Origin of the sequence: Sphingomonas sp. AOB5, from assembly GCF_029433115.1 — a bacterium.
GTDB lineage: Bacteria > Pseudomonadota > Alphaproteobacteria > Sphingomonadales > Sphingomonadaceae > Sphingomonas.
In genome coordinates this window covers 1-22,514 of the sequence record NZ_JARNTV010000029.1, presented here as the reverse complement: position 1 = coordinate 22,514, position 22,514 = coordinate 1, and the positions used below count along the sequence as shown (strand labels likewise).

Here is a 22,514-nt window from a genome sequence, read left to right as displayed (position 1 = left end):
CACTCTCCTGACTGACAGGCCGTTAACCCCGCTTGGGGGTTCGACGCCGGGAGAGGGCAAATGGTTCCGCGGGCTCAGTGCAGCGCCCGCGGTTCCAGATGCGCCAGCTTGTCGGGATTGCGGACGATGTAGATCGCCCTCACCTTCCCGTCGGCGATATCCAGCGCAGTCGTCTGGATCACGCCATCCGCCTCCATCGAGACGAAGCCCGGCAGACCGTTGATCCGGCCATAGCGTAGCAGCCGCGACTGGCCACCGGTGAAGAAACGCGCGAGGCTGGCGTGGAGCTTGATCAGATTGTCGATGCCGAAGATCGGCTTGAGTCCCGCGGACCGCTTGCCGCCGCCGTCCGAATAGAATTCGACATCCTGCGCAAGCAGGCCCCGCAGCGAACTCATGTCACCCTCGCGCGAGGCAGCGAAGAAGGCCGCTGCGATCTCCATGCCATGCGCCTCGGGCATGTCGAAGCGCGGGCGATCGGCACGGACATGCGCGCGGGCGCGATTGGCGAGCTGGCGGCAGGCGGCGGGATCGCGCTGGATCGTCTCGGCGATCTCGTCGAAACCGATGCCGAACACGTCGTGGAGCAGAAAGGCCGCGCGTTCGAGCGGCGACAGACGTTCGAGCGCGATCAGCAGCGGCAGGGTCACGTCCTCCACCTCGTCTTCGGCCTCGACCACCGGCTCGGGCAGCCAAGGCCCGACATAGGTCTCGCGCCGGGCGCGGGCGGACTTGAGCTGATCGAGGCACAGCCGGGTCACGACGCGGCGAAGGAACGCCTCAGGCTCCTTCACCGCATCGCGATCCGCGGCCATCCAGCGCAGGAAGGCATCCTGCACCACATCCTCGGCATCCGCGACCGATCCCAGCATCCGGTACGCCACCCGGATCAGCCTCGGGCGGATGGGATCGAAGCTCTCGGCCGCGTTGCCCATCAGGCAGCCGCTTTCCGCACGCCGAAGCTCTGGGTCATGCGCAGGCCCGCGCCAAAGCGGTTCCAGGCGTTGATCAGTGCGATGGTCATGGTCAGCTTCACGATCTCGTCGTCGCTGAAATGCGCGGTGAGCTCGTCATAGACGTGGCGCGGCGCATGGCTTTCGCCGAGCAGCGTCAGTGCGTCGGTCCAGGCGAGCGCGGCGCGTTCGCGATCAGTGTAGAGCGGCGCTTCTTCCCATGCACCGGTCAGCAGGATGCGGTCCTCGCTCTCTCCGTCCTTGCGCGCTTCGGCGGCATGCATGTGGAGGCAGTTCGCGCAGCCGTTGAGCTGCGAAGCGCGGATCTTGACCAGATGAGCCAGGTGCGGATCGATCAGATTGGGGCTGATCCCCATGCTGAAGTCGATGAACGCCTTCATCGTGGCGGGATCGGCGGCGAAGGGGTTCAGGCGGGTATCCATGTCATGTCCTTTCGGTTGGGTTCCGAATGCATGACGAGATGGCGCTGCCGGTTGTGACATGAGCCGCGAAATTATTTTCAGCGCCCCTGCATGTCGCGATGCTCGGGCGGCATGCGGACGGTGAGGCCGTCGAGTTCGGGGGTCAGCACGATCTGGCAGGCGAGCCGGCTGGTGCGGGTCGCACCGAAAGCGAGGTCGAGCATGTCCTCCTCTTCCTCCACCGCGGGCGGCAGGCGATCGAAATCCTCGGCGGCGACGATGACATGGCAAGTGGAGCAGGCCATCTGGCCCTCGCATGTCCCTTCCAGCGGCTGGCCATCGGCCTGCGCGATCTCGAGCAGGCCCGAACCCGCGGGCGCGGAGACTTCGCGGGTTTCGCCATCGGCTGCGACGAAGCGGACACGGATCATGCGGCGACCTTCTGGCTGCGGGCGGCGGTGTCGATGCGGGTGAGCGCGGCGATCAGCTCGTCCTCGGTAGTATAGCGGCCGAAGCCAAGACGGATGCTCGACCGTGCTTCGGCAGCGGAAAGGCCGATCGCGTGCAGCACATGGCTGGGACGGCCCGATCCACTGGCACAGGCCGAACCGGCCGAGAAGGCGATATCGCGCAGGTCCGACATCAGCCGGGCGACGTCGAGGCCTTCGAGCCGCAGGTTGAGATTGCCGTGATAGCGATGATCTTCCGAGCCGTTGAGCACCCATTCCGGCCCAAGATGCGCGAGCGCCGCGCGGAACAGCTGCTCGGCATGGGCATGGTCCGCACCGAACCGCTCCTTGGCGATGCGCGCCGCGACACCGAACCCGGCGCACAAGGCAGGCGAGAGCGTGCCCGAACGGCCGCCCGATTCCTGTCCTCCGCCATGCATCAGCGGGGTGAGCTTAACGCCATCGCGGATCCACAATGCGCCCAAGCCCTTCGGCCCATGGATCTTGTGCGCGGATATGGCGATCAGATCGCATTCCTCGGGGATCAGCACGCGGCCATAGCCCTGCACCGCGTCGCACAGGAACAGCGCACCGACCTGATGCGCCATCGCGGCAAGCTCCGCGACCGGCTGGATCGTGCCGATCTCGTTGTTGACCAGCATCGCGGAGACCAAGGCCGTGCCGGGGCGGATCGATGCCCGGGCAAGGTCCAGATCGACCCGGCCGTCCGGGCCTACTGCCAGCACCTCCACGTCGCGCGTCGCGGCGGTATCGAGGACAGCGGCATGCTCGGTCGCCAGCGTGACGATGCGTCCCGGTCCCACACCCTTGATCGCCCAGTTGAGCGCCTCGGTCGCGCCGCTGGTGAAGTTGACGTCGCCATGCTCGGGCAGCAGCCCCGCCACCTGATCGCGCGCCACCGCCACCGCTGCCTTGGCCGCACGGCCGGGAGCATGAGCGGAGTGCGGGTTGGCGAAATTGCTCTCCAGCCACGGCCGCATCGCGGCAAAGGCTTCGGGTGCGAGCGGCGTGGTCGCCTGATAATCGAGATAGATCATGCGCGGGCCGATGCCTCGGCAGCGATCTTCACCCAGGCTTCGGTGAAGGCATCGATCTCGGCCGGCGTGGTGCTCCAGCCGATGCTCATGCGGATGGTGGAGGCCGCCAGCTCGGGCGCGATGCCGAACGCGGCCAGCACCCGGCTCGGCTTCAGCGTGCCCGAAGCGCAGGCACTGCCCGCCGAGACCGAGAATCCTGCCATGTCGAACCGCATCACCTGTATGCGCGCATCCATCCCTGGCATCGCGATGGGGAAGATATAGCCGCTGAACTCGCCATAGCCGCCGACGAAGCGCCCGCCCGCATCGCCGATCGCATCGCGCATCCGCCGCAGCGCCGCGAGCATATCCTCGTCCACCCATTGCCGGCACGCCTCCAGCGCCGCCGCGAAGCCGAGGATCGCGGGAAGGTTCTCGGTTCCGCCGCGATACCCGAACTCCTGCCCGCCGGTCGGCTCCAGCGTGACGATGTCATGGACCAGCAGCGCGCCCACGCCCGGCGGCCCGCCCAGCTTGTGCGCCGAGATCACGGTCATGTCGGCGACCGGCAGCGGATATTTACCCGCGGACTGGGCGCAATCGGCGACCACCAGCCCGCCCGCGCCGCGCACCATATGCGTGATGCCGCCAACCAGATTCTTGCGACCCGTCTCCGGGTTCACATGCTGGACCGTCACGACCGGCCGGTCGCCAACCGCCAGCCTTTCCTTCAGCCAGTCGGTATCGAATTCGCCCTCACGCGTGACCGGCATCACCTCGGCGCCGGGCGCGGCACGCAGCACCGCGTCATGCTCGACGGCGGAGACGATCCGCGGCCCGCCCTTCGCGCGGCCCAGCGCCAGCATCAGCGCTTCGCTGGCCCCACTGGTGAAGATCAGGTGCCCGCCCCAGTTGAGCTTCTGCGCGATCCGGCGGCGCGCATCCTCGATCTGGCGGCGCGCGGCGCGGCCATCGGCATGGGGGCTGCTCGGATTGGCCCAGTGCAGCATCCCCTCGATCATCGCTTCGCGCGCTTCGGGGCGCATCGGCGAGGTTGCGGCATGATCGAGATAGATGCGTTCGGCCAAGTTGATCGTTCCAATTGCGCAGAAAGGCGCTGTGCCTATATAGCGCGCAACTTCACGCGCTCCACCGGCGCCCAAGAATTTCAAAGGTCATCGATGCCAGAAGTCATTTTCCCCGGCCCGGAAGGCCGCCTCGAAGGCCGTTTCGCCCCTGCGCCCAAGCCGCGCGCGCCCGTGGCGATGATCCTGCACCCGCATCCCAATGCGGGCGGCACGATGAACAACCGCATCGTGCAGGAACTGTACAAGACCTTCCAGCGCCGCGGCTTCGCGACCCTGCGCTTCAACTTCCGCGGCGTGGGCAAGAGCCAGGGCACGTTCGACAACGGCATCGGCGAACTGTCCGACGCCGCGTCGGCGCTCGATTGGGTGCAGAGCTTCCACCCGGAAGCCTCGACCACCTGGGTGGCTGGTTTCGGCTTCGGCGCGTGGATCGGCATGCAGCTGCTGATGCGCCGCCCGGAGATTCGCGGCTTCATCTCGGTTGCCCCGCCGGCGAACATGTTCGACTTCACCTTCCTTGCCCCTTGCCCTTCGTCGGGCATCATCATCCAGGGCGAGAATGACGAAGTGGTCACGCCGGGTGCTGTCCAGAAGCTGGTCGACAAGCTGCGCACTCAGCGCCACATCACTATCCATCACGACACCATCCCGGGCGCGAACCACTTCTTCGAGCATGAGATGGAAGAGCTGATGGGCAGCGTGGACAAGTATCTGGACATGCGTCTCGATCCCAACTCGCCGATCCGCTGATTTCTGGCCGGTGATGGATCGCATCGACGTCACGGTGACGGGCGGCTGCCAGTGCGGCGCGGTCCGTTACCGGGCGACGGCGATGCTCGACAATTCGCACCTCTGCCATTGCCGCATGTGCCAGAAGGCCAGCGGCAATCTGTTCGCGGCCTTGGTCGCGGCGCCCAACGACGCGCTGGAATGGACGCGTGGCGTGCCCGCCACCTTCCGCAGCTCCGAACATGTCGATCGCGGCTTCTGTGCTGCGTGCGGCACGCCGGTCTTCTATCGCGGCAGCAGCGGGCGAACCAACCTGATGATCGGCACGCTGGACGATCCGGCAGCATTCGAACCGAGGGTGCAGATGGGCAGCGAAGCCCGCATGCCGTGGTTCGAACGGCTTTGCGGCCTGCCCGACGAAGGCGAGACCGGCGCGGACGCGCCCGAATGGGCCGAGGCGATCCGGCTGAGCAATCGCCAGCATCCCGACCATGATTGAGCGCCCCCGCGCGATCGGCTAGGCTGCTCGCCATGACCGACACGAGCAACGCGATGTTCCGCTACGAACCGGGCGCTCCGATCCTGAGCGCGCGTCCCCTCAACAACATCGGCTGGGCCGTCGCCGCGGCGCTGGTGCTGGTGCCGATCGCGCTGATGTTCGTCGCTGGCGCGCTGACGCCAGGCCAGGGCGCGGGATGGCCGCTGCTGACGATCATCGTCACCGGTACCTCGGCTTATTTCGGGGCGCTGCACCTGCTGAAGACGAAGAGCGTAGCCAAGGGCTGAGGCCTTGGCTTCCGACAGTTTGAAGGACCGGGCCGTTGGTGCGCTGATGGGCCTCGCCGTGGGCGACGCCGTCGGCACGACGCTCGAGTTTCAGCTGCGCGATGTCCAGCCGCCCCTGACCGACATGATCGGCGGCGGCCCGTTCGACCTGAAGCCCGGTCAATGGACCGACGATACGGCCATGGCGCTCGCGCTGGGACACAGCCTTGTGGCGGTTCCGAGCTTCAATCCGCATGATTGCGCAGTGCGGTTTCTCAACTGGTATCGCCGGGGCCAGTATAGCTGCACCGGCACCTGCTTCGATATCGGCATTGCCACTCGAGGTGCCTTGGTCCGCTTCGAAGAATATGACGATCCCTTCTCTGGATCGAGCGACCCCAAGAGCGCAGGCAACGGGTCGCTGATGCGCCTCTCGCCGGTCGCGATCTGGGGAGCCAGCCGCAGCGAGGAGGAAACCACACGCGTCGCCCGCGACCAAAGCCGGATCACGCATGGAGCCGAGGAATGCATCGCGGCCTGTACGGCCTATGCGTTGCTCGTCCGGCGCGCGATTCTGGGCGAGAGCCGCGAAGCGATACTGGAGCCGCATGAGACAACCGGCTCGGATAAGATCGCTGCCATCCTGAACGGGTCGTGGCGCAGCAAGGCGCGCGGCGAAATCGCATCGAGCGGCTATGTCGTCGATAGCCTCGAAGCCGCATTATGGTGTGTGGGCACGACCCACAGCTTCGAGGAAGCGATCCTGCTTGCCGCCAACCTTGCCGACGATGCCGACACGGTCGCTGCGATCACCGGCCAGCTCGCCGGGGCGCTATATGGTGCGAGCGGCATCCCTGAACCCTGGCGGCAACGCCTCGCATGGGCTGATGAGATCGAGACCCTTGCGCTGAAGCTGCTGGATTAGCCCTTCTTCAGCTTCGCCGCCCCGCCGGCCAGCATCGCGGCGCTGGCTTCCTCGGCGCCGCGATAGGCTTCCTGGAACTCGGCGCTCCAGTATTTCAGGTCTTCCAGATCGATCCGCTCGCCCGATACGGCGCACAGCACCCAGCTGCCCGGGCGCAGCACGAGGAATTCGGGGGTTTCGTAGCGGATCAGCGCTGGGCCGGTGGAATTGAGCATCTCAGATTGTCCAGATCGCGACATTGGCCAGCAGGATCACGGCGCAGATCCACATCAGCACGCCTTTCCGCTTGTCGCCGTGTTTCGAGTACATCCGCCAGCCGCCCCATGCGAGCGCGATGGCGGCCAGCATCATGATGCTGAGCAACGCCGATGCCGCGACGCCGATCTGGGGGGTCACAGTACCCATTTGATCAACAGCACCAGCGCGACGACGATACCCGCGAACAGCGCCATCCACTTCACGTCGCGGCGGTAAATCACGCGCAGGATGCCGTAGACGCCATGCGTCAGCAGCCACGCGCCGCCGCTCAGCAGATTGGCGAGGATATTGCCGGAAACACGCTGCACCTTCACTCAGTCCTTCGTCGCCAGGACCCGGGCATAGGCGTCCGGATCCGCATTGCCGCCGGAGAGGATCACGAGCGTCCCCGGCTTGATTTCGACCTTCCTCGCCAGCAACGCCGCCAGCGCCACTGCGCCGCCCGGCTCCACCACCAGCTTGAGCGTGCGTGCCGCCCAGCGCTGGGCCTCGCGCACCTCATATTCGCTCACCGCCACGCCGGTCGCGCCACGCCGCGACAAAACGTCGAAGGTCAGCGGCGAGACTTCCTTGGTCTGGAGCGCATCGCACGCCGTCTCGGGCGGATTGTCGCCAACCGGCTCGATCCAGCCCGCGTCCAGGCTGCGGCGCATATCGTCCCACCCCTCGGGTTCCGCAAGGACGATCTCGGCTTCGGGCAGCGCCAACGCGACGCCCGCGGCCAGCCCGCCGCCGCCGCAGGGCACGATCACATGCATCGGATCGGGAAGCTTCATCTCGACCATCTGGGTCATCGCCTCGATGCCGAGACTCCCCTGCCCCTCGATGATCCACGCATCGTCGAAGCTGGGCACCAGAGTGGCGCCGCGGGCATGGGCGAGATGCGCCGCGATCTTCTCGCGGCTCTCGGTCATGCGGTCGTATCGGACCACCTCCGCACCCATCGCCATGGTCGCATCGAGCTTCACCTTCGGCGCATCGGCCGGCATCACGATCACCGCGGGAATGCCGAGCCGCCGCGCTGCCCAGGCGACGCCCTGCGCGTGATTTCCGGACGAAAAAGCGACCACGCCCTTTTCGCGAGTCGCGGCGTCCAATGCGGTGAGCCGATGCCATGCGCCGCGTATCTTGAACGCGCCGATTGGCTGCAGACTCTCGCATTTGAACGCGACCGGGGTCCCGTGAATTTCTGCAGTCAAAAGAGGGGTTTGCGGAAGAATCGCCGCGATCTTCGCAGCAGCGTCGCGGACCCCTGCCCGTGTCGGTTGTCGCAGAATTGTCACATTTTATCCCCGCCGGAGAAATACGGATTCAGAATCACTTTACACGCAGACTCACCGACCCTATGTGCGCCTTCCGCTGCCCCATGGGACTTCCAACCGCAAGGCAGCTTTTTGTCACCGTAGGCGCAAGCCACTTGGAGGTCCCTTGAGTTGCACAAGCATCATAGCGCGCTGGGGTTAGCTACCACCCTTCGACCGGTCCAGCCGGTCACGCTCATTCGTCCGCACGCCGCATCGCGTGCCGCCCGCTTCTTCGTCGAGAAGTTTCCGGGTCGCTCGATGTATGCCGTGAAGGCGAATCCGTCGCCCGAACTCCTGCAGATCCTGTGGGACAGCGGAATCACGCATTACGACGTCGCTTCCATCGCGGAAGTGCGTCTGGTCGCCCGCACCCTGCCTGAAGCCACTCTGTGCTTCATGCATCCGGTCAAGGCCGAGGAAGCGATCCGTCAGGCTTATTTCGAGCATGGCGTGCGCACCTTCAGTCTCGATTCGATGGAGGAGCTGGACAAGATCGTCGGCGCCACCAACGGCGCCGCGGACCTGACGCTGTGCGTTCGCATCCGCGTGTCTTCCGACCTGTCGAAGCTGAGCCTCGCATCGAAGTTCGGCGTGATGCCGGGCGAGACCAAGGAACTGCTGATCGCGGCCCGCCAGGTGGCGGACGCGCTGGGCATCTGTTTCCATGTCGGTTCGCAAGCCATGTCGCCGGACGCCTATGCCCAGGCGATGGAGCGCGTGCGCGCGGCCATCGTCGAAGCAGGCGTCACCGTCGATGTCGTGGACGTGGGTGGCGGGTTCCCGTCGACCTATCCCGGCATGGAGCCGCCGCCGCTCGAACTCTATTTCGAGACGATCCACCGCGCGTTCGAATCGCTGCCCGTCAGCTATTCGTCCGAGCTGTGGTGCGAGCCCGGCCGCGCGCTGTGCGCCGAATACAGCTCGCTGATCGTGCGCGTGGAAAAGCGCCGTGGCGACGAGCTGTACATCAACGATGGCGCCTATGGCGCGCTGTTCGATGCCGCGCATATCGGCTGGCGTTTCCCGGTGCTGCTGCTGCGCGAGCCGGATTCCAATGCCCGCGACATGCCGTTCAGCTTCTACGGCCCGACCTGCGACGATCTCGACCACATGACCGGTCCCTTCATGCTCCCCGCGGACGTGCAGGCCGGCGACTATATCGAGATCGGCATGCTGGGCGCATACGGCTCCGCGATGCGGACCGCGTTCAACGGCTTCGGATCGGACGAAACCGTGGTGATGGAGGACGAGCCGATGGCTTCGCTCTACATGCCTGCGGAACGGGCGATCCCGTCGAACGTCGTAAAGCTGTAACGACTGCATTCTAGCCAGATCGGGAAGGCGGGTGCTACGGCATCCGCCTCCTTACGGGTTTCCGCGTCCCCTAATGACGGCGGCAAAGCGAAGATGGGGAATCCCATGACCGACACCCTGACCAAGACCGCCGCGGCCAATGCGCCGATCAACGACACCCGCAAGGCGGAGCTGCTGTCGAAGCAGGTCAAGCATATCGACATCACCAGCTTCGACGCGCGCCCGATCGTGGACGCGATGGCGGACATGAGCTTCACCAGCCGTGACCTGGGCCGCGCCACCAAGATCTACAACGAGATGCTGGCCGACAAGGACTGCACCGTGTGCCTCGTGATCGCCGGTTCGACTTCGGCCGGCGGCTGCATGGACCTCTATGCCGAGCTGATCCGCAACAACATGGTCGATCTGGTCGTTGCGACCGGCGCGACCATCGTCGACATGGATTTCTTCGAGGGCCTTGGCCACAAGCATTATCAGGCGCTGGAAATCCCCGACGACGACACGCTGCGTTCGCTCTATATCGACCGCATCTACGACACGTACATCGACGAGGAAGCGCTCCAGAACGTCGACCACACGATCTTCGAGATCGCCGAGACGCTGGAAGCCAAGCCCTATTCGAGCCGCGCCTTCATCCGCGAGATGGGCAAGTATCTCGTCGAGCATGGCAAGAAGGACAACAGCCTGGTCAAGCTCGCATACGAGCATGACGTGCCGATCTTCTGCCCGGCGTTCGTGGACTCGTCGGCCGGCTTCGGCCTCGTCAAGCATCAGGTGGACCGTGCCAAGGCCGGCCAGCCCTATATGGTGCTCGACGCCATCGCCGACTTCCGCGAGCTCACCGAGATCAAGATCAAGGCCGGCACCACCGGCCTGCTGATGATCGGCGGCGGCGTGCCGAAGAACTTCATCCAGGACACCGTCGTCTGCGCCGAAATCCTCGGCCACGAGGACGTCGAAGTGCACAAGTACGCCGTTCAGATCACCGTCGCCGACGTGCGCGACGGCGCCTGCTCGTCCTCGACGCTGCAGGAAGCGGCTTCGTGGGGCAAGGTGAACACCGGCATCGAGCAGATGGTGTTCGCCGAAGCCGGTTCGGTGATGCCGCTGCTGGCCAGCGACGCCTATCACCGCGGCCACTGGAAGGATCGCGCCAAGCGCGGCTGGGCGAAGCTATTCGCCTGATCGCTTTCGTTGCGGTGAAGTAACGGTTACGACCGTTGCTTCACCGCTGCGGAGGTTTCGATGGACGCGAAGACCCGGTTTCTAATCGTGGATGATTTCCCCACGATGCGGCGGATTGTGCGCAATCTCCTGAAGGAGATCGGCTTTTCGAACGTCGAAGAAGCCGGAAACGGCCCGGAAGCTCTCGCGAAACTACGCGAATCGGGCTTCGACATGGTCATCTGCGACTGGACGCTCGGGACCATGTCCGGTCTGGAACTGCTGACGACTATCCGCGCCGATCCGGCGCTGCACCACATCCCGTTCCTCGTCGTGACTGCCGAAGCAAAACGGGACAATATCATCGCGGTGGCTCAGGCTGGAGGCAGCGGCTATGTGGTAAAGCCGTTTACCGCCGCAACTCTGGCAGAGAAGCTCTCCCGTATCTTCGACCACGGCTAGTCTGCAGCCGTTCCAGTTGCGTTTCGTGATCGGTTGCTTCAGCTTCCCCTCCATCTTTGGGGGAGGAACATCATGATTGCACCTATTCTTGCGCCCGTGGTCACGCTGATCGCTTGGTCGCTGCTCATGCTCGTCTGGCTGGTCGCGGTGCGCATGCCGGCGATGAAGGCTGTCGGCATCGACGTGAAGAAAGTCGTCGGCGGACGGCCCGGTGCGCTGGACGGCGTGGTGGCCGACAAGGCGCAATGGCCCGCGCACAATTACATCCATCTGATGGAACAGCCGACTTTGTTCTACGCGATCTGCTTCGTCCTGACGCTGCTCAGCGCAGGCGGCGGATATAATCTGTGGCTGGCCTGGGCCTATGTCGGCCTGCGTATCGTGCACAGCCTGGTGCAGGCGACGATCAACCGCGTCTATTTCCGCTTCATGCTGTTCGGCCTGTCGACGCTCGTGCTGATCGCGCTGGTGGTGCAGGCGGCGCGTGCACTGATCGTATCGGGATCGATCTAGAGTCGTTTTCGGTTAGGCGGCACCGCTGAAAACGACTCTAACCGAACAACCGCGTCAGGCTGCGTTCGAGCATCAGGAGTTGCCACAGGGTGCGGCCATGCTCGGCGCGGCCGGACCGGTGGTCCGCGGCCAGCGACTGGATGGTCGCGGTGTCGAACCAGCCGGTTTCCGAAAGGACCTTCGACTTGGCGAGGTTCGCCGCTTCGTCGGCCAGCGCGGTGCGGAACCATGCGCTGATCGGCGTCACGAAGCCCATCTTCGGCCGGTAGAGGATGTCGCGCGGCAACCACGGCTCCAGCGCCTTCTTCATCAGCCACTTCCCCTGCCCTTGCCGGATCCGCATCGACGGCGGCAGGGTCGCGGCGAACTGGACGAGGCGATAATCGAGCAGCGGCTCGCGTGCCTCAAGGCTGACCGCCATGCTGGTGCGATCCACCTTGGTCAGGATGTCGCCGGGCAGGTAATGCTTGATGTCGGCATATTGCGCGCGGTCGAGACCGTCGCGCGCCGGGGCCTGACGCATCGTATCGGTATAGCGCTGCTCGGCATTATGCCCCGCCAGCGCCTTCAGTGCCGAGCGGGTGTAGAGCCGCTGGCGCAGATCGGGTCCGGTGACGCCGACTGCCTTGGGATAGGCATATTCGCCACCCTCGGCGAGCGCGAGGAAGGTCGTCTTCGCACGGAATGGACGTGGCGCCCAATCGGCCTTGGGGTAATATTTGCCCAGCGTGCCGAAGATGCCCGAGCGCAGGCCAGATGGCAGCAAGCCGCGCATCCGCTCCTCGGCAGCGAAGAACTTGTAGCGGCGATAGCCGGCGAACGCCTCGTCCGCGCCGTCGCCCGAAAGCGCGACGGTGACATTCTCGCGCGCCAGTTCGCACACCCGGTAAGTGGGCAGCGCGGAGGCATCGGCAAAGGGTTCGTCGAACGCATCGACCAAAGTGTCGATCAGCGCGAAATCGTCGGCCGCGACCTTGCGGCTGCGATGCTCGGTGGCGAATCGCTCGGCGATCAATTGCGCGTGGGCGGTCTCGTCATGATCGGCCACGTCGAACCCGATGGTGCAGGTCTTCACCGCGCTGCGGCTGGCCTCGGCCATCATCGCGACCACCGCGGAGCTATCGACGCCACCGGAGAGGAACGCGCCCAGCGGCACGTCCGAGATCATCCGCGAGGTGACTGCGGCGCGCAGGTGCTCGACCAGTTCGGCCTCAAGGTCCTTCGGCTTGCCGGTCGCGCGCTGCGAGAAATCGATGTCCCACCACTGCACCGGCTGCGGGACCGGCTTGCCGCGTTCGAGCAGCAGGAAATGCCCCGCGGGCAGCTTCTTCACACCCGCGACGATCGAGGCATCGTCGGGGACGTAGCCAAGGCCGAGATAGTCTTCGATCGCACGGAAATCGGCGACGCGACGGAAGGAAGGATGCGCAAGGATGCCCTTCAGTTCCGACGCAAAGGCGACCGCACCGTCGGAAAGCTGGGCATAATGAAGCGGCTTCACGCCGAACCGGTCGCGGGCGAGGAACAGGCTCTTGGCCTTCGCATCGTACAACGCGAAGGCGAACATGCCGTTCAGCCGCGACAGCATGTCTGGGCCCCACGCGCGCCAGCCATGGAGCAGCACTTCGGTGTCGCTGTTACTCAGGAACCGCGCGCCCAGCCGCTCAAGCTCGGCGCGGACTTCCTGAAAATTATAGATCTCGCCATTGTAGGTGACGGCGATCTGGCTGTCCGGCGTCAGCATCGGCTGCGCGCCGCCGCCCAGATCGATGATCGACAGGCGGCGATGCCCCAACCCTACCCCGTTGGCGGTCCACACGCCCGATCCGTCCGGACCGCGATGCGCCTGTGCGTCGGCCATCTGCGCGACGCGGGCAGGATCAACCGGCTTGGCAATATTGGGGTAGTAGAGCCCCGCGATCCCGCACATCAGCGGGTGCCGGACATGCGGTCCGCAAGCACGTCGACCGGGCCGGCGGCGCGCAGGAAATCGGCGATGGCATCGCGCGAGTTATAACCCGCGCCGCGTTCGGACGAGATCAGCACCGCAACGCCGCGCTGCGGGCCGCCGAAGAGTTTGACGAAAAGGGTTTCGAGCTTCACGCGGTTGGCGCTCCCGGTCACGATGTTGCCGACGCGGTACCATGTGACGACTTCGCGCTCCACCCGTCCCGGACCGGTCATGCGCAACGCCGCGCCGCCGTCCAGATTGCTCAGATCCTCGATGCGAACCCAGCGGTCGTTCTGGCGGATCGGGCCGATGCCGAAGCCGACCAGTTCCTTGCCTTCCTGCTGATGGTCATAGACCGCGACGGCAAGGTCCACCGCCCTGCCCTGCCGGTCGACATAGCGGCCCATCAGAACGTGATCGGCGCCGGGATAGTTGGGCGACCAGGCCGCCGAACCGCTGAGCGGCGCGCGTTCCCAGCCCACGACATTGGGCAATTCGACATTGGCGGGCGACGGCGTGGCGCTGGCGGCAATCGCGCTCGACCAGCCGAGGAACAGCGCCGCGACGGTCAGCACCAGTGCCGAAGCGATAGGTGCGTCGACACGCTTTGCCGGCGGGGTCTGCAGCGTGGCCGGATCGAACCAGCGGGCGTCGGGATCGCGATCGAACCATTTCCAGCCGATCGCCAGCACAATGGCCATCACCAGCCCGAAGAACACCCAGCCATAGACGATATGATCATATCCGGTGGCCGCCTCGACCGAAGTCCACCAGGCGGCATAGACCGTCCCGAAGGCGCGGATGCCGTTGGCGATCACCGGCACCACCAGCGCCATCGCCATGAAGGCGATCCGGCGGCGCCACGAGACGTAACAGACGTTCGCGACCAGCACGCCATAGGCGATCATCGCGATCAGGAATTTGGCGCCCGAACAGGCCTCGGCCACTTCGAAATAGCCGTTGGGCGTGGTGATCAGCACGCCATCCACCGTGGCGGGCACGCCGAACAGATGCAGCAGCGGCATCATCATCGCGACGGTCAGGTTCTGCAGCGGCTCCTCGAAGAAGTCGCCGAAGGGCACCAGGAAAGCCATATAGACCAGCGGGAACAGCAGCGCGCGGCTGACATTGGGGCCGAGCACGGTCACCACCGCGCCCTGCATCATCAGGACCAGCCCGGCATGGCGGAACAGCGCAACACCCGCAGCATCGCCGACCACCCAGCCCAGCCCGCCCGCCGCGACGATCGCGAGGCCGGGCCACCAGCCCTGTGGTGCGACCTGAGACAGTTCGGCGCGGCGCTGCCACACCAGCCAGGCAACGACCGGGGCAATGAACAGGCAGTGTCCGTAGGTGGTGTTGGTCCAGTAGATCTCGACCAGATCGCGCGCATCGTGGCGGAACAGCAGGATCAGCGCAGCCCAGACGCCCACGAGCATCGCCGCGTGCCGCTGCCACCGCGCATCGAACGTGACGCCGGACGGCGCATGCGATGCGGCCAGCGCGGTCACGCCGCCGTCCTCCGCCCGCGCGGCTTGATGCCGAGAATCTCGTCGAGGCCGGAGAGGCGCGCTTCCCAGCTATAGCGCTCCTGCACCTGCTTGCGCGCGGCGGCACCCAGTTCGGCGGCCCGTTTCGGATCGGACAGAAGCTGGCTCACCGCAGTGGCGATCTCGCCCACCGTCTCGCCGACCATGATCGTGTCGCCATGCTCGATGCCCTGCGCGGCCGCAGCGGACGCCACCACCGGGCGAGCCATCGCCATGCCTTCCAGCACCTTGTTCTGGATGCCGCGCGCGAGCTTCAGCGGAGCCACGACCACGGCCGCAGCGGCGAGCCAGCCGCGCACATCGGCGACTTCGCCGGTCACGGTGACGCCGGGATGCTTGGCCAGCGCCTTTACCGCGTCGGTCGGGTTGCGGCCGACGATCACGAAGCGGGCATCGGGATGATCGACGCGGATATGCGGCAGGATCGTCTCGACGAACCAGATCACGCCCTCGACATTGGGGCGATAGTCCATCTGGCCGGTGAACACGATCGGACGGCCCATCGTGTCGATCCGCTTGAAGCTGGCCGAGGGATCATATTGTTCGGTGTCGATGCCGTTCTCGATCACCTGCACCCGCTCGGCGCCGGTGCGCTCGCGGAACAGTTCGGCTTCGGCTTCGCTCACGAAGATGTTGGCGTCCGCGTTGCGCGCCGCGGCCTTTTCATGTGCCAGCAACAGACGGGCTTCGCGGCCCATCATCCAGCCCATCGGGCCCTTGCTGCTCTGCGCGTACGCCGCGAACTTCGCCGAATCCATATCGACGAAATCCATGATCACCTTCTGGCGCAGCCGCTGAGGCACATATTGCGCCATCTGGCTGGAGAAGACGTAGATCGTGTCGATCGCATGCCGGTCCAGGATATTCTCGACCGAGGCGCGAAGCTGTTGGTTGTCGAACGCGGTCAGCGACACCGGGCGATGCGAGAGCAATGCCTGAAGCGCCGCCATCGTCTGCGACTTGGCGCGCCAGATGATCGAGCGATTGCCGGTATAGCGGGCAAGCCCGCCCTTGCGCTTCAGATCCTTGGGATCGTCGGCGAAGGCGATCAGATGGACACGCTTCTTCGTCGAGAGATATTTCAGGATGTGGAAGCCGCGGATCTTGTCCCCCCGATCCGGCGGATAGGGGATGCGATGCGCGAGGAAGAGAATGTCGCCCATCAGCCAAGCCCCTTCGAGATGAAGGGCCCGACGGCGTTCGCTGCCCAGAGCGGCAGGCGCTTCCACACCGCGATCTGGAGCCGGTATTTCGGATTGAGCGGGCTGGCGTCGCGCGGCTTTTCGCCGTCGGCGGTGCGCTCGTAATAGGTCAGCGGCTGCGGCTCGAAGCCCCAGGTCTTCTTGTACGCCGCCGGTCCGGTGCCGGTCTTGGAACGGCCGAAATCGAAGCGGGTGCAGCCACGCTCGCGGGCATGGCGCATCAATTCGAAATACATGCGGTCATTGGCGCGCAGCGCACGTGCGGCGGCGGTGCCGCCTCCCCAATAGGGATAGACGGTGCCTTTCCAGTACAGACTCAACACGCTCGACACAGCCACCCCGCGATGGCGGACTATAAGGATGTCCGACGATTTGCCAAACTCCCGCAAAACCTCGGAAAATAGAGTCCGGGGGAATACGGGCGTGCCCAGATTGCGCACCATCTCGGCATAGACGGCATAATGGGTCTGCGCGTCCTCCAAATGACAGCCCGTGCTGACATCGAGGTCGTTGGAGAGCGACTTACGTACCTCGGCACGCTGCTTGCGCGGGATCGCCAGCAGCTCGGCTTCGTCATCGGCGGCAAGCGCGCGTTCGAAACCCTGATAACGCTCGGTATCGACATGCCATTCAGGACCCGGCAGCGGGCCGCCACGGACTTCCATCGTCGGGCAGTTCAGCTTGCCCGCCAGCGCCCAGGACGCCTCGGCGAGCATCGCCACCGCGTCAGGCTTGTCGGCCAATATGCCCCCGCCCACGCCGAACCCGGCCGAGACCAGCGCCTTGCCGAACAAGGGCGAACTGCATTCGGTCAGCGGCATGACGCCGGCAATCTCGCCATTGCCCTTCTCGGCGACGAGATAGTGGCTCTTCTGGCCGCATCCCTTGGCCACCGCGGCGCTCCATGCCGGCAGGTGGAACGGGGTGCCGTGCTTGTGATCGTGCACATAGGCGCCGATCCGCGCGCGTTCGATCGGATCGTCCAGATTGGCGACATGAATGCCTACAGGGCGCGAGAGCATGGGTGCGTTCACTGCAGCCGCTCCGCTTCGCGTGCAACGATCTCGTCCATCCGGCCCCATTGATGACCGGCGATCAGCGTCTTCAGCTTGCCGGCCATCGCGCCGAGCCGGGCATAGTGGCGCAGCTTCGACTTGAGCGGCGCATTGGCGACGCGCGGCTGGCCGGGATCGATCTCCCAAGGATGGAAATAGAAGATGGCCGGGCGCGCATCGCGGTTCGCGGCGGATACCGCAGTGCTGACGATGCTGCCGGGCAACAGCCTGAAGAAACCGCCGCCGGTGGTCACTTCCTTGCCACCGACCTTGGCGATGGTGATCGGCATCTCGATCAGATCGGCATCGGCGACCGGGCGGTGCGCGCCACGCGGCGCATCGGTCCAGCCGTAGTGATCGTGGCGGATCGGCGCGACGCTCGACGAATAGAGATACCCCTCTTCCGCCAGCACCTGGTGTGCCCAAGGGGTGCGAGTGTCGATCGAGAAGCTGGGCGCGCGATAGCCGGTGACCTTGGCGCCGCTGGCATCTTCGATGGTCGCGCGGGCGCGGGCCAGATCGGCGCGGAACTGCTCGGGTCCCATGGTGAAGACGCGCTGGTGATCCCAGCCATGGCTGGCGATCTCATGCCCCGCCTCGACGATGCGGCGCATCAGCGCGGGGTAACGCTCCGCTACCCAGCCGAGCGTGAAGAAGGTCGCCTTGACGTTGCCCGCCTCGAACAGCGCCAGCACCTTGTCGGTATTGGCCTCGACGCGATGCTCGAGCGTGTCCCAGTCCCGCCGGTCGATCACCTTCTCGAAGGCGCCGACCTGGAACCAGTCCTCGACATCGACCGAGAGGGCGTTGACGACCATGCGGAGCGCTTACGCCGCGTTGCCGCGGAGCGCGGAGAGATCGGGGCGCACACCCTTGCTTTCGCTGCTCTCGACCCAGTCAACCAGCAGCGTCAGCACGCGGCGCAGCGCCTCGTCCTGTTCCTTCATATGGGCTTCCAGCTCGGCGATGCGCTGCATCGGGTCCTGAACCGCGTCGTGGCGCAGCGGGCGCGGATCGCCTGCGGGCGGCGGCGCGGGCGATCCCATCGGGATCGGCGCGACCTCGCGCAGCTCATACGGCTCCTCGGCCACCGGCTGCGGCGCGGGCGGCACATAGGCGCTGTGCGGCGTATCATTGTCCAGATCGGCGATCACCGTGGCGAGATCGTCGGCCCCGAAGGTCTCGATCTGCTCGATCGCACCGAACAGCAGCACGCGGCCGGCAAGCTGGTTCAGCCGACGCGGGCTGCCGCCCGACCAGCGGTACATGGCGGCCACCGCATCGTTGGTGAAGCGCGGCTTGCCCCGCCAGCCGACGCACGACAGGCGATGGATCAGATACGGCTCGACTTCGTCGGCATCCATCGAATCGAGATGGTGCATTGCGATCACGCGCTGGCGCAGCTGCTCCAGCCGCGGATCCTGCAACGTCAGCCGGAACTCGGGCTGGCCGAGCAGGAAGATCTGAAGCAGCGGATAGCCGCCCGCCTGGAAATTGGAGAGCATGCGCAGCTCCTCCAGCGTTTCCAGCGGCAGCGACTGCGCCTCGTCGACGATCAACAGCGTGCGCTGGCCGTTGCGCGCGACCGCGTGCAGGCCGCGCTCGATCGCCGAGAGGATCGATGCCTTGGGCAGATCGTTCGCATCGATCTGAAGCCCGGCCGCGACCAGGCGCAACAGGTCGTTCGGCGCGAGCTGGGTCGTGACGATCTTGATCACGTTCATCCGCTCGCGATCGATCGTGCCTAGCAGATGGCCCATCAGCGTGGTCTTGCCGGCACCCGGATCGCCGGTGATCACGACAAAGCCTTCGCCTTGGCTCAGGCCATAGCCGAGATAGGCCATCGCCTTGCGGTGCGTGGCGGTATCGAACCAGAAACGCGGATCGGGCGTCAGCTGGAACGGCCTGCCGCTCAATCCATAATGGTCGTCGTACATATCTCTGCCCCGACCCTTAGAACCCGTACCGCAGGCCGATCAGTGCCTGCGCAGACGTTGCGCTATCGTTAGCCTGTCCTTCGAAACCGGACACGCCGGCTGCCAGCGTCGCCCCGATCGGACCGAAGCGCTGGGTATAGACCGCGTTCGCGCCCCAACCCATCACGCCATCCGCACCGGGCAGGCCGCTGTCATAATAGCTGAGATAGGCGTTGCCGCCGAGCGACGCGTTGCGTCCGAGCGACTGCGACGCGAACACCTGACCATAATAGGTCTCGTCGGTCACACCGTTGATGTTGATGCCATTACCGGTGCCGGTGCTGGGCGCGATGAAGCTGCGGCGCGAATAGCCGCCGCCGACGCCGAACTGGGTGCCGCCACGGCCGAGCACCAGCACACCGGTCACGCCGCGTGCGCGGTAATTGCCGGTGGTGGTCGATGCCAGAATGCCGTTCATGCAGCTTCCCGCAGCATTGCCGGCGGTGCCGAACACACAGCTGCTGTTCTGGTTGCCCAGCGGATCGCCATTGGTGAGGAAGCTATTGGGCAGCGTGGCGAGACCGCCATTGAGCTGACGCCCGAAGCTCTCGATCGAGTCATAGACGCCGATCTGGACACCGCTGCCCGGGCCGATCTGATAGCTGAACGAACCGGTATAGCTCCACGAGCCGTACCGCTTGCCGACACGCGCTTCGAGGAAGGTGCGGCGGCTGGGGCGCCAGATGACGCCCGCATCCCAGAAGATGCCGTCGAAATCATAGGCGATGCGGCGCGGCGAATTCGGATCGGTGACCTGACGGCCCGCCGCATCGACCACCGGAACCGGGTTCGGACCCGCGGTAAGCAGCGGATCGCGCTGGCTGATCTGAATCTTCTCGTATCCGACGCCGCCCGCGACCGCGAGACCACGGCCGATCGGCAGCACGGCGTCGCCACGGCCGAACTTGCCTTCGTACCGCTGGTCGAGCTGACCCGCATTTTCGCGGGTGTAGGAGCCGCTGGCGGTGAGGCCGACCGGCAGCACAGTGCCCGACTTCACCCCGACGCTGGCGGTCGCGACATGGACGGTCGAGCTGTCATAGACGTCGAGTGGCTGCGTGCCCGCGGCCAGGCCGGTGCCGCCAACCGGCGCCTCGACCTTGGTATAGCCGAAGCGATAGGCGCCGTTGACGAACATCGGGCCGAGATGGGTCGACAGCGATGGACCGGCATAGGCGGAATAGACCTGGCTGGTGTTGCGGACATTGCCGACCGGATTGACCGCAGCATCGCCGCGAATGTCGCTGCGTGCGCGCGTGGCGATGCCGCCTGCCTCCAGCGTGAAGCCGGGCGCGGCGACGACGCGGGCGGTGACGAGACCGCTATGGATCGAATCGTCGGCGACCTTCTTGTCGTACGAGAAGCGATGTTCGTAGCGATAGCTGGCCTGGACCTGCACGCGGCGGGTCTGGATGCTCGCGTCGATACCGGCCGAAACCGTGGAATAGGTCAGCACGTCGCCGCCATTGCCCAGATCGGCGGTGAGCACCTGCCCGACCTCGATATAGGGCTGAACGCTGGCGCGGCGCTGCTGGCGCCCCTCCTGCGCGAAGGCTGGCGTGGCGACGGTAGCAACCGCAAGCGCGGCGGTGGTGAGCAGTCCAAGCCGGGTCACTTCCCCGCCTCCTCATAATAGCTGCCGAACCGGCGTCCGCCGGGCTGGAACGAAACCGAATTGAGAACGAGCTGGATATGCTCGCATCCGTCGAGCATCGCGGTAGCTTCGCGCAGGTCGGACTCGGTGGTCCGGTCGGCGCGCACCACCAGCATTACCTGCCCCGCATGCAGCGCCAGCACGGCGGCGGGCGACGCGGCGAGCGCAGGCGGCGAATCGAAAATCACGATGCGGCGCGGATTGGCGGCGGTCAGGCCGTCGATCACCCGGCGCGCACGATCGCTGGCGAGCAGTTCGGTGTCGCCATGCGTCTTCGTGCCCGCGGGCAGCAGCGAGAGCTGCGGGATATCGGTGTCGATGATGCAATCCTCGACACTGGCGACCGCGCCGGACAGCACGTCGAGAAGGCCCGGCCCTTCGGCCACGCCCAGACGGTCGAGCACATCGGGCTTGGCCAGATCGGCATCGACCAGCAGGATTTCGACATCCTTCTCTGCCGACATCGAGACGGCGAGGTTGATCGCGCAGAAGGTCTTGCCCTCGTTCGGCTGGGCCGAGCAGACCAGCACCATGCGGGCGCGCTGGGCATCGGCACCGGCCACGGCGCGCGCGGTCAGCAACAACTGGCGCTTCACCTGACGGAATTCCTCGGCCAGCGCCGTGATCGGGCCACCGGGCACGAGCATGCCGCCCTGCGACAGGAGCGCTGGGTCGATAGCGACCTTGCGGCGACCGGTCGGCGCGGCCGGTACAGCAGCCCCTTCGGCGGCGAAGCCGCGACGGATCGCGGGGGCCGGTTCCTCATAGGCAGGTTCGGACGCGGCGACCTGAACCGGCTGGACCGGCGGCGCGACCTGAACCGGCGGCAGCGGCGGCAGATCGGGATAGGTTTCGCGCGGCAGTTGCGGAGCCGGCTGGGGCTGAGTGCGGGCGACCGGCGGGACGCCGAACGCATGCTGCTCCGCTGCCCGCTCGAGCAGCGAACCCTTGTAGCGGCGAGGACTATGATCGTTCACGCTCTACGCCCCCATTCCGCGCTGGATCATCTCGACGCCGAGCAGCCCGACCCAGGCAGCGCCAAGCGCCGCGACACCGCCCGCGAACAGCAACAGCTTCTTGCGGCGCATCGCCGTCTGGGCCGAAGTGACGACCTCGCCGATCGATCCGATCACCGGCATGCCACTGGCGCGCTCGAGGCGGCTGGCGGTCGAATAGGTGGTGGTCAGCTTGCCCAAAGCGAACGCCGCAGCGACACCAGCGCCCAGCCCTGCGATCAGCACGCCGGTCAGCAACAGGGTGCGGTTCGGCGCAGTCGGGGTGCGCGGCTGGGTGGGCGGATCGATGACGCTGAACTTCACCGCATCGGTCTCGTTCTGCACCGAGCTGCGCAGGCGCACCTGCTCGCGATCGGCGAGCAGCTTGTCATACTGGTCCTTGAGCACCTGATAGTCGCGGTCGATCTGCGACTGCTCGGCAGCGGCCGCCGGATTGTCGTTCATCGCCGCGTTGAGCTTGGCGAGATCGCCTTCCAGCGCAGACTTGCGCTGGGTGAGCGAAGCCACCTGCGTGATCTTGTCCGCACGCATCGCCTGAAGGCTGAGATAGAGCGGATTGCTCGATGCGCCCCCGCCCCCGCCGACCAACGGCTCGTTGCGGGCAGCTGCCTGCGCCGCCGAAAGCTGGCCGCGCAGCGCGATCATGTCCGGATGATTGTCGGTCCAGCCGCGCGCACGCGCCTCGGCGATCTGGCCCATGATCGCGTTGAGGCGCGCGCGGGCCGGG

General features: G+C 65.8%; 26 protein-coding genes. 8 read left to right on the top strand and 18 right to left on the bottom strand.

Features of this window, described 5'->3' with window-relative positions; translation table 11 throughout:
* Nucleotides 1–74: 74 nt before the first annotated feature.
* The 5 genes from P1X14_RS13305 to P1X14_RS13285 form a co-directional block, all read right to left on the bottom strand.
* Nucleotides 75–935, bottom strand: a complete 861-nt coding sequence (locus P1X14_RS13305; protein ID WP_277315868.1) for a sigma-70 family RNA polymerase sigma factor — start codon at nt 933–935, stop codon at nt 75–77.
* Nucleotides 935–1,396: a carboxymuconolactone decarboxylase family protein gene (locus P1X14_RS13300; RefSeq protein WP_277315867.1), complete on the bottom strand. Its 462-nt coding sequence runs from the start codon at nt 1,394–1,396 to the stop codon at nt 935–937. The genes P1X14_RS13305 and P1X14_RS13300 overlap by 1 nt, the downstream gene beginning before the upstream one ends.
* A 77-nt stretch (nt 1,397–1,473) precedes the next feature.
* Nucleotides 1,474–1,806, bottom strand: a complete 333-nt coding sequence (locus P1X14_RS13295; protein ID WP_277315866.1) for a 2Fe-2S iron-sulfur cluster-binding protein — start codon at nt 1,804–1,806, stop codon at nt 1,474–1,476.
* Nucleotides 1,803–2,882, bottom strand: a complete 1,080-nt coding sequence (locus P1X14_RS13290; RefSeq protein ID WP_277315865.1) for a cysteine desulfurase family protein — start codon at nt 2,880–2,882, stop codon at nt 1,803–1,805. The genes P1X14_RS13295 and P1X14_RS13290 overlap by 4 nt, the downstream gene beginning before the upstream one ends.
* Nucleotides 2,879–3,949 (bottom strand): aminotransferase class V-fold PLP-dependent enzyme, encoded by a 1,071-nt coding sequence (locus P1X14_RS13285; protein WP_277315864.1) that lies wholly within the window; start codon nt 3,947–3,949, stop codon nt 2,879–2,881. The genes P1X14_RS13290 and P1X14_RS13285 overlap by 4 nt, the downstream gene beginning before the upstream one ends.
* 93 nt (nt 3,950–4,042) lie before the next feature.
* Here P1X14_RS13285 and P1X14_RS13280 point away from each other — a divergent pair, with 93 nt between their 5' ends.
* The 4 genes from P1X14_RS13280 to P1X14_RS13265 are packed head-to-tail and all read left to right on the top strand — an operon-like array spanning nt 4,043 to nt 6,368.
* Nucleotides 4,043–4,699, top strand: a complete 657-nt coding sequence (locus tag P1X14_RS13280; RefSeq protein ID WP_277315863.1) for an alpha/beta hydrolase — start codon at nt 4,043–4,045, stop codon at nt 4,697–4,699.
* A gap of 13 nt (nt 4,700–4,712) precedes the next feature.
* Nucleotides 4,713–5,177: a GFA family protein gene (locus tag P1X14_RS13275; RefSeq protein ID WP_277315862.1), complete on the top strand. Its 465-nt coding sequence runs from the start codon at nt 4,713–4,715 to the stop codon at nt 5,175–5,177.
* 32 nt (nt 5,178–5,209) lie between these two features.
* Nucleotides 5,210–5,464: a hypothetical protein gene (locus P1X14_RS13270; protein WP_277315861.1), complete on the top strand. Its 255-nt coding sequence runs from the start codon at nt 5,210–5,212 to the stop codon at nt 5,462–5,464.
* A 4-nt stretch (nt 5,465–5,468) separates the two neighbouring features.
* On the top strand, nt 5,469–6,368 hold the full coding sequence (locus P1X14_RS13265) for an ADP-ribosylglycohydrolase family protein (RefSeq protein ID WP_277315860.1): 900 nt from the start codon (nt 5,469–5,471) through the stop codon (nt 6,366–6,368).
* Here the strand turns inward: P1X14_RS13265 and P1X14_RS13260 are convergent.
* Genes P1X14_RS13260 through P1X14_RS13245 form a run of 4 tightly spaced genes read right to left on the bottom strand, consistent with a single transcriptional unit; the run spans nt 6,365 to nt 7,909 of the window.
* Nucleotides 6,365–6,583: a DUF2093 domain-containing protein gene (locus P1X14_RS13260; RefSeq protein ID WP_277315859.1), complete on the bottom strand. Its 219-nt coding sequence runs from the start codon at nt 6,581–6,583 to the stop codon at nt 6,365–6,367. The two genes, P1X14_RS13265 and P1X14_RS13260, sit on opposite strands and share 4 nt — an antisense overlap.
* 1 nt (nt 6,584) lies before the next feature.
* Nucleotides 6,585–6,773, bottom strand: a complete 189-nt coding sequence (locus P1X14_RS13255; protein ID WP_277315858.1) for a hypothetical protein — start codon at nt 6,771–6,773, stop codon at nt 6,585–6,587.
* On the bottom strand, nt 6,761–6,934 hold the full coding sequence (locus P1X14_RS13250; protein WP_277315857.1) for a hypothetical protein: 174 nt from the start codon (nt 6,932–6,934) through the stop codon (nt 6,761–6,763). The genes P1X14_RS13255 and P1X14_RS13250 overlap by 13 nt, the downstream gene beginning before the upstream one ends.
* Nucleotides 6,935–6,940: 6 nt before the next feature.
* Nucleotides 6,941–7,909, bottom strand: a complete 969-nt coding sequence (locus tag P1X14_RS13245; RefSeq protein WP_277315856.1) for a threonine/serine dehydratase — start codon at nt 7,907–7,909, stop codon at nt 6,941–6,943.
* A gap of 150 nt (nt 7,910–8,059) precedes the next feature.
* On the opposite strand from P1X14_RS13245, the gene P1X14_RS13240 reads away from it, so the two are divergent.
* The 4 genes from P1X14_RS13240 to P1X14_RS13225 all read left to right on the top strand — a co-directional run bounded on the left by P1X14_RS13240 (nt 8,060) and on the right by P1X14_RS13225 (nt 11,383).
* Entirely contained in the window at nt 8,060–9,244 is a 1,185-nt protein-coding gene (locus tag P1X14_RS13240; protein ID WP_277315855.1) for a type III PLP-dependent enzyme, read from the top strand.
* Nucleotides 9,245–9,349: 105 nt separating this feature from the next.
* Entirely contained in the window at nt 9,350–10,429 is a 1,080-nt protein-coding gene (locus P1X14_RS13235) for a deoxyhypusine synthase (protein ID WP_277315854.1), read from the top strand.
* 60 nt (nt 10,430–10,489) lie between these two features.
* Nucleotides 10,490–10,870, top strand: coding sequence for a chemotaxis response regulator CheY (cheY, locus tag P1X14_RS13230; RefSeq protein WP_277315853.1), 381 nt, complete (start codon nt 10,490–10,492; stop codon nt 10,868–10,870).
* Between the two features lie 72 nt (nt 10,871–10,942).
* The gene (locus P1X14_RS13225; RefSeq protein WP_277315852.1) at nt 10,943–11,383 is read left to right on the top strand and encodes an MAPEG family protein; all 441 of its coding nucleotides are present in this window, start codon (nt 10,943–10,945) and stop codon (nt 11,381–11,383) included.
* Nucleotides 11,384–11,420: 37 nt separating this feature from the next.
* On the opposite strand, the gene P1X14_RS13220 is transcribed toward P1X14_RS13225, so the two are convergent.
* From P1X14_RS13220 to P1X14_RS13180, 9 genes are all read right to left on the bottom strand, one after another.
* Complete coding sequence (locus P1X14_RS13220; RefSeq protein ID WP_277315851.1) at nt 11,421–13,313, bottom strand: XrtA/PEP-CTERM system amidotransferase; 1,893 nt, start codon at nt 13,311–13,313, stop codon at nt 11,421–11,423.
* On the bottom strand, nt 13,313–14,845 hold the full coding sequence (gene xrtA, locus P1X14_RS13215; protein WP_277315849.1) for an exosortase A: 1,533 nt from the start codon (nt 14,843–14,845) through the stop codon (nt 13,313–13,315). The genes P1X14_RS13220 and xrtA overlap by 1 nt, the downstream gene beginning before the upstream one ends.
* Nucleotides 14,842–16,047 (bottom strand): TIGR03087 family PEP-CTERM/XrtA system glycosyltransferase, encoded by a 1,206-nt coding sequence (locus P1X14_RS13210; protein ID WP_277315848.1) that lies wholly within the window; start codon nt 16,045–16,047, stop codon nt 14,842–14,844. Before P1X14_RS13210 ends, xrtA begins: the two co-directional genes overlap by 4 nt.
* Nucleotides 16,047–17,120 (bottom strand): FemAB family XrtA/PEP-CTERM system-associated protein, encoded by a 1,074-nt coding sequence (locus P1X14_RS13205; RefSeq protein WP_277315847.1) that lies wholly within the window; start codon nt 17,118–17,120, stop codon nt 16,047–16,049. The genes P1X14_RS13210 and P1X14_RS13205 overlap by 1 nt, the downstream gene beginning before the upstream one ends.
* Nucleotides 17,117–17,959, bottom strand: a complete 843-nt coding sequence (locus tag P1X14_RS13200; protein WP_277315845.1) for an XrtA system polysaccharide deacetylase — start codon at nt 17,957–17,959, stop codon at nt 17,117–17,119. The genes P1X14_RS13205 and P1X14_RS13200 overlap by 4 nt, the downstream gene beginning before the upstream one ends.
* Before the next feature lie 9 nt (nt 17,960–17,968).
* Nucleotides 17,969–19,078 carry an AAA family ATPase gene (locus P1X14_RS13195; RefSeq protein ID WP_277315844.1) on the bottom strand — a complete coding sequence of 370 codons (1,110 nt, stop codon included), beginning with the start codon at nt 19,076–19,078 and terminating at the stop codon, nt 17,969–17,971.
* Between the two features lie 16 nt (nt 19,079–19,094).
* The gene (locus P1X14_RS13190; RefSeq protein WP_277315843.1) at nt 19,095–20,732 is read right to left on the bottom strand and encodes a hypothetical protein; all 1,638 of its coding nucleotides are present in this window, start codon (nt 20,730–20,732) and stop codon (nt 19,095–19,097) included.
* On the bottom strand, nt 20,729–21,748 hold the full coding sequence (locus P1X14_RS13185; RefSeq protein ID WP_277315842.1) for an AAA family ATPase: 1,020 nt from the start codon (nt 21,746–21,748) through the stop codon (nt 20,729–20,731). Before P1X14_RS13185 ends, P1X14_RS13190 begins: the two co-directional genes overlap by 4 nt.
* Nucleotides 21,749–21,751: 3 nt before the next feature.
* Nucleotides 21,752–22,514: GNVR domain-containing protein (locus P1X14_RS13180; protein ID WP_277315840.1), on the bottom strand; the 763-nt coding region annotated here is incomplete at its 5' end.

What these genes read in the sequence shown, in the direction of transcription:
- P1X14_RS13305 (WP_277315868.1), bottom strand. Translation starts at nt 935, where the DNA reads ATGGGCAACGCGGCCGAGAGCTTCGATCCCATCCGCCCGAGGCTGATC.
- P1X14_RS13300 (WP_277315867.1), bottom strand. Translation starts at nt 1,396, where the DNA reads ATGGATACCCGCCTGAACCCCTTCGCCGCCGATCCCGCCACGATGAAG.
- P1X14_RS13295 (WP_277315866.1), bottom strand. Translation starts at nt 1,806, where the DNA reads ATGATCCGTGTCCGCTTCGTCGCAGCCGATGGCGAAACCCGCGAAGTC.
- P1X14_RS13290 (WP_277315865.1), bottom strand. Translation starts at nt 2,882, where the DNA reads ATGATCTATCTCGATTATCAGGCGACCACGCCGCTCGCACCCGAAGCC.
- P1X14_RS13280 (WP_277315863.1), top strand. Translation starts at nt 4,043, where the DNA reads ATGCCAGAAGTCATTTTCCCCGGCCCGGAAGGCCGCCTCGAAGGCCGT.
- P1X14_RS13275 (WP_277315862.1), top strand. Translation starts at nt 4,713, where the DNA reads ATGGATCGCATCGACGTCACGGTGACGGGCGGCTGCCAGTGCGGCGCG.
- P1X14_RS13270 (WP_277315861.1), top strand. Translation starts at nt 5,210, where the DNA reads ATGACCGACACGAGCAACGCGATGTTCCGCTACGAACCGGGCGCTCCG.
- P1X14_RS13260 (WP_277315859.1), bottom strand. Translation starts at nt 6,583, where the DNA reads ATGCTCAATTCCACCGGCCCAGCGCTGATCCGCTACGAAACCCCCGAA.
- P1X14_RS13255 (WP_277315858.1), bottom strand. Translation starts at nt 6,773, where the DNA reads ATGGGTACTGTGACCCCCCAGATCGGCGTCGCGGCATCGGCGTTGCTC.
- P1X14_RS13235 (WP_277315854.1), top strand. Translation starts at nt 9,350, where the DNA reads ATGACCGACACCCTGACCAAGACCGCCGCGGCCAATGCGCCGATCAAC.
- cheY (WP_277315853.1), top strand. Translation starts at nt 10,490, where the DNA reads ATGGACGCGAAGACCCGGTTTCTAATCGTGGATGATTTCCCCACGATG.
- P1X14_RS13225 (WP_277315852.1), top strand. Translation starts at nt 10,943, where the DNA reads ATGATTGCACCTATTCTTGCGCCCGTGGTCACGCTGATCGCTTGGTCG.
- P1X14_RS13220 (WP_277315851.1), bottom strand. Translation starts at nt 13,313, where the DNA reads ATGTGCGGGATCGCGGGGCTCTACTACCCCAATATTGCCAAGCCGGTT.
- P1X14_RS13210 (WP_277315848.1), bottom strand. Translation starts at nt 16,047, where the DNA reads ATGGGCGACATTCTCTTCCTCGCGCATCGCATCCCCTATCCGCCGGAT.
- P1X14_RS13200 (WP_277315845.1), bottom strand. Translation starts at nt 17,959, where the DNA reads ATGGTCGTCAACGCCCTCTCGGTCGATGTCGAGGACTGGTTCCAGGTC.
- P1X14_RS13195 (WP_277315844.1), bottom strand. Translation starts at nt 19,078, where the DNA reads ATGTACGACGACCATTATGGATTGAGCGGCAGGCCGTTCCAGCTGACG.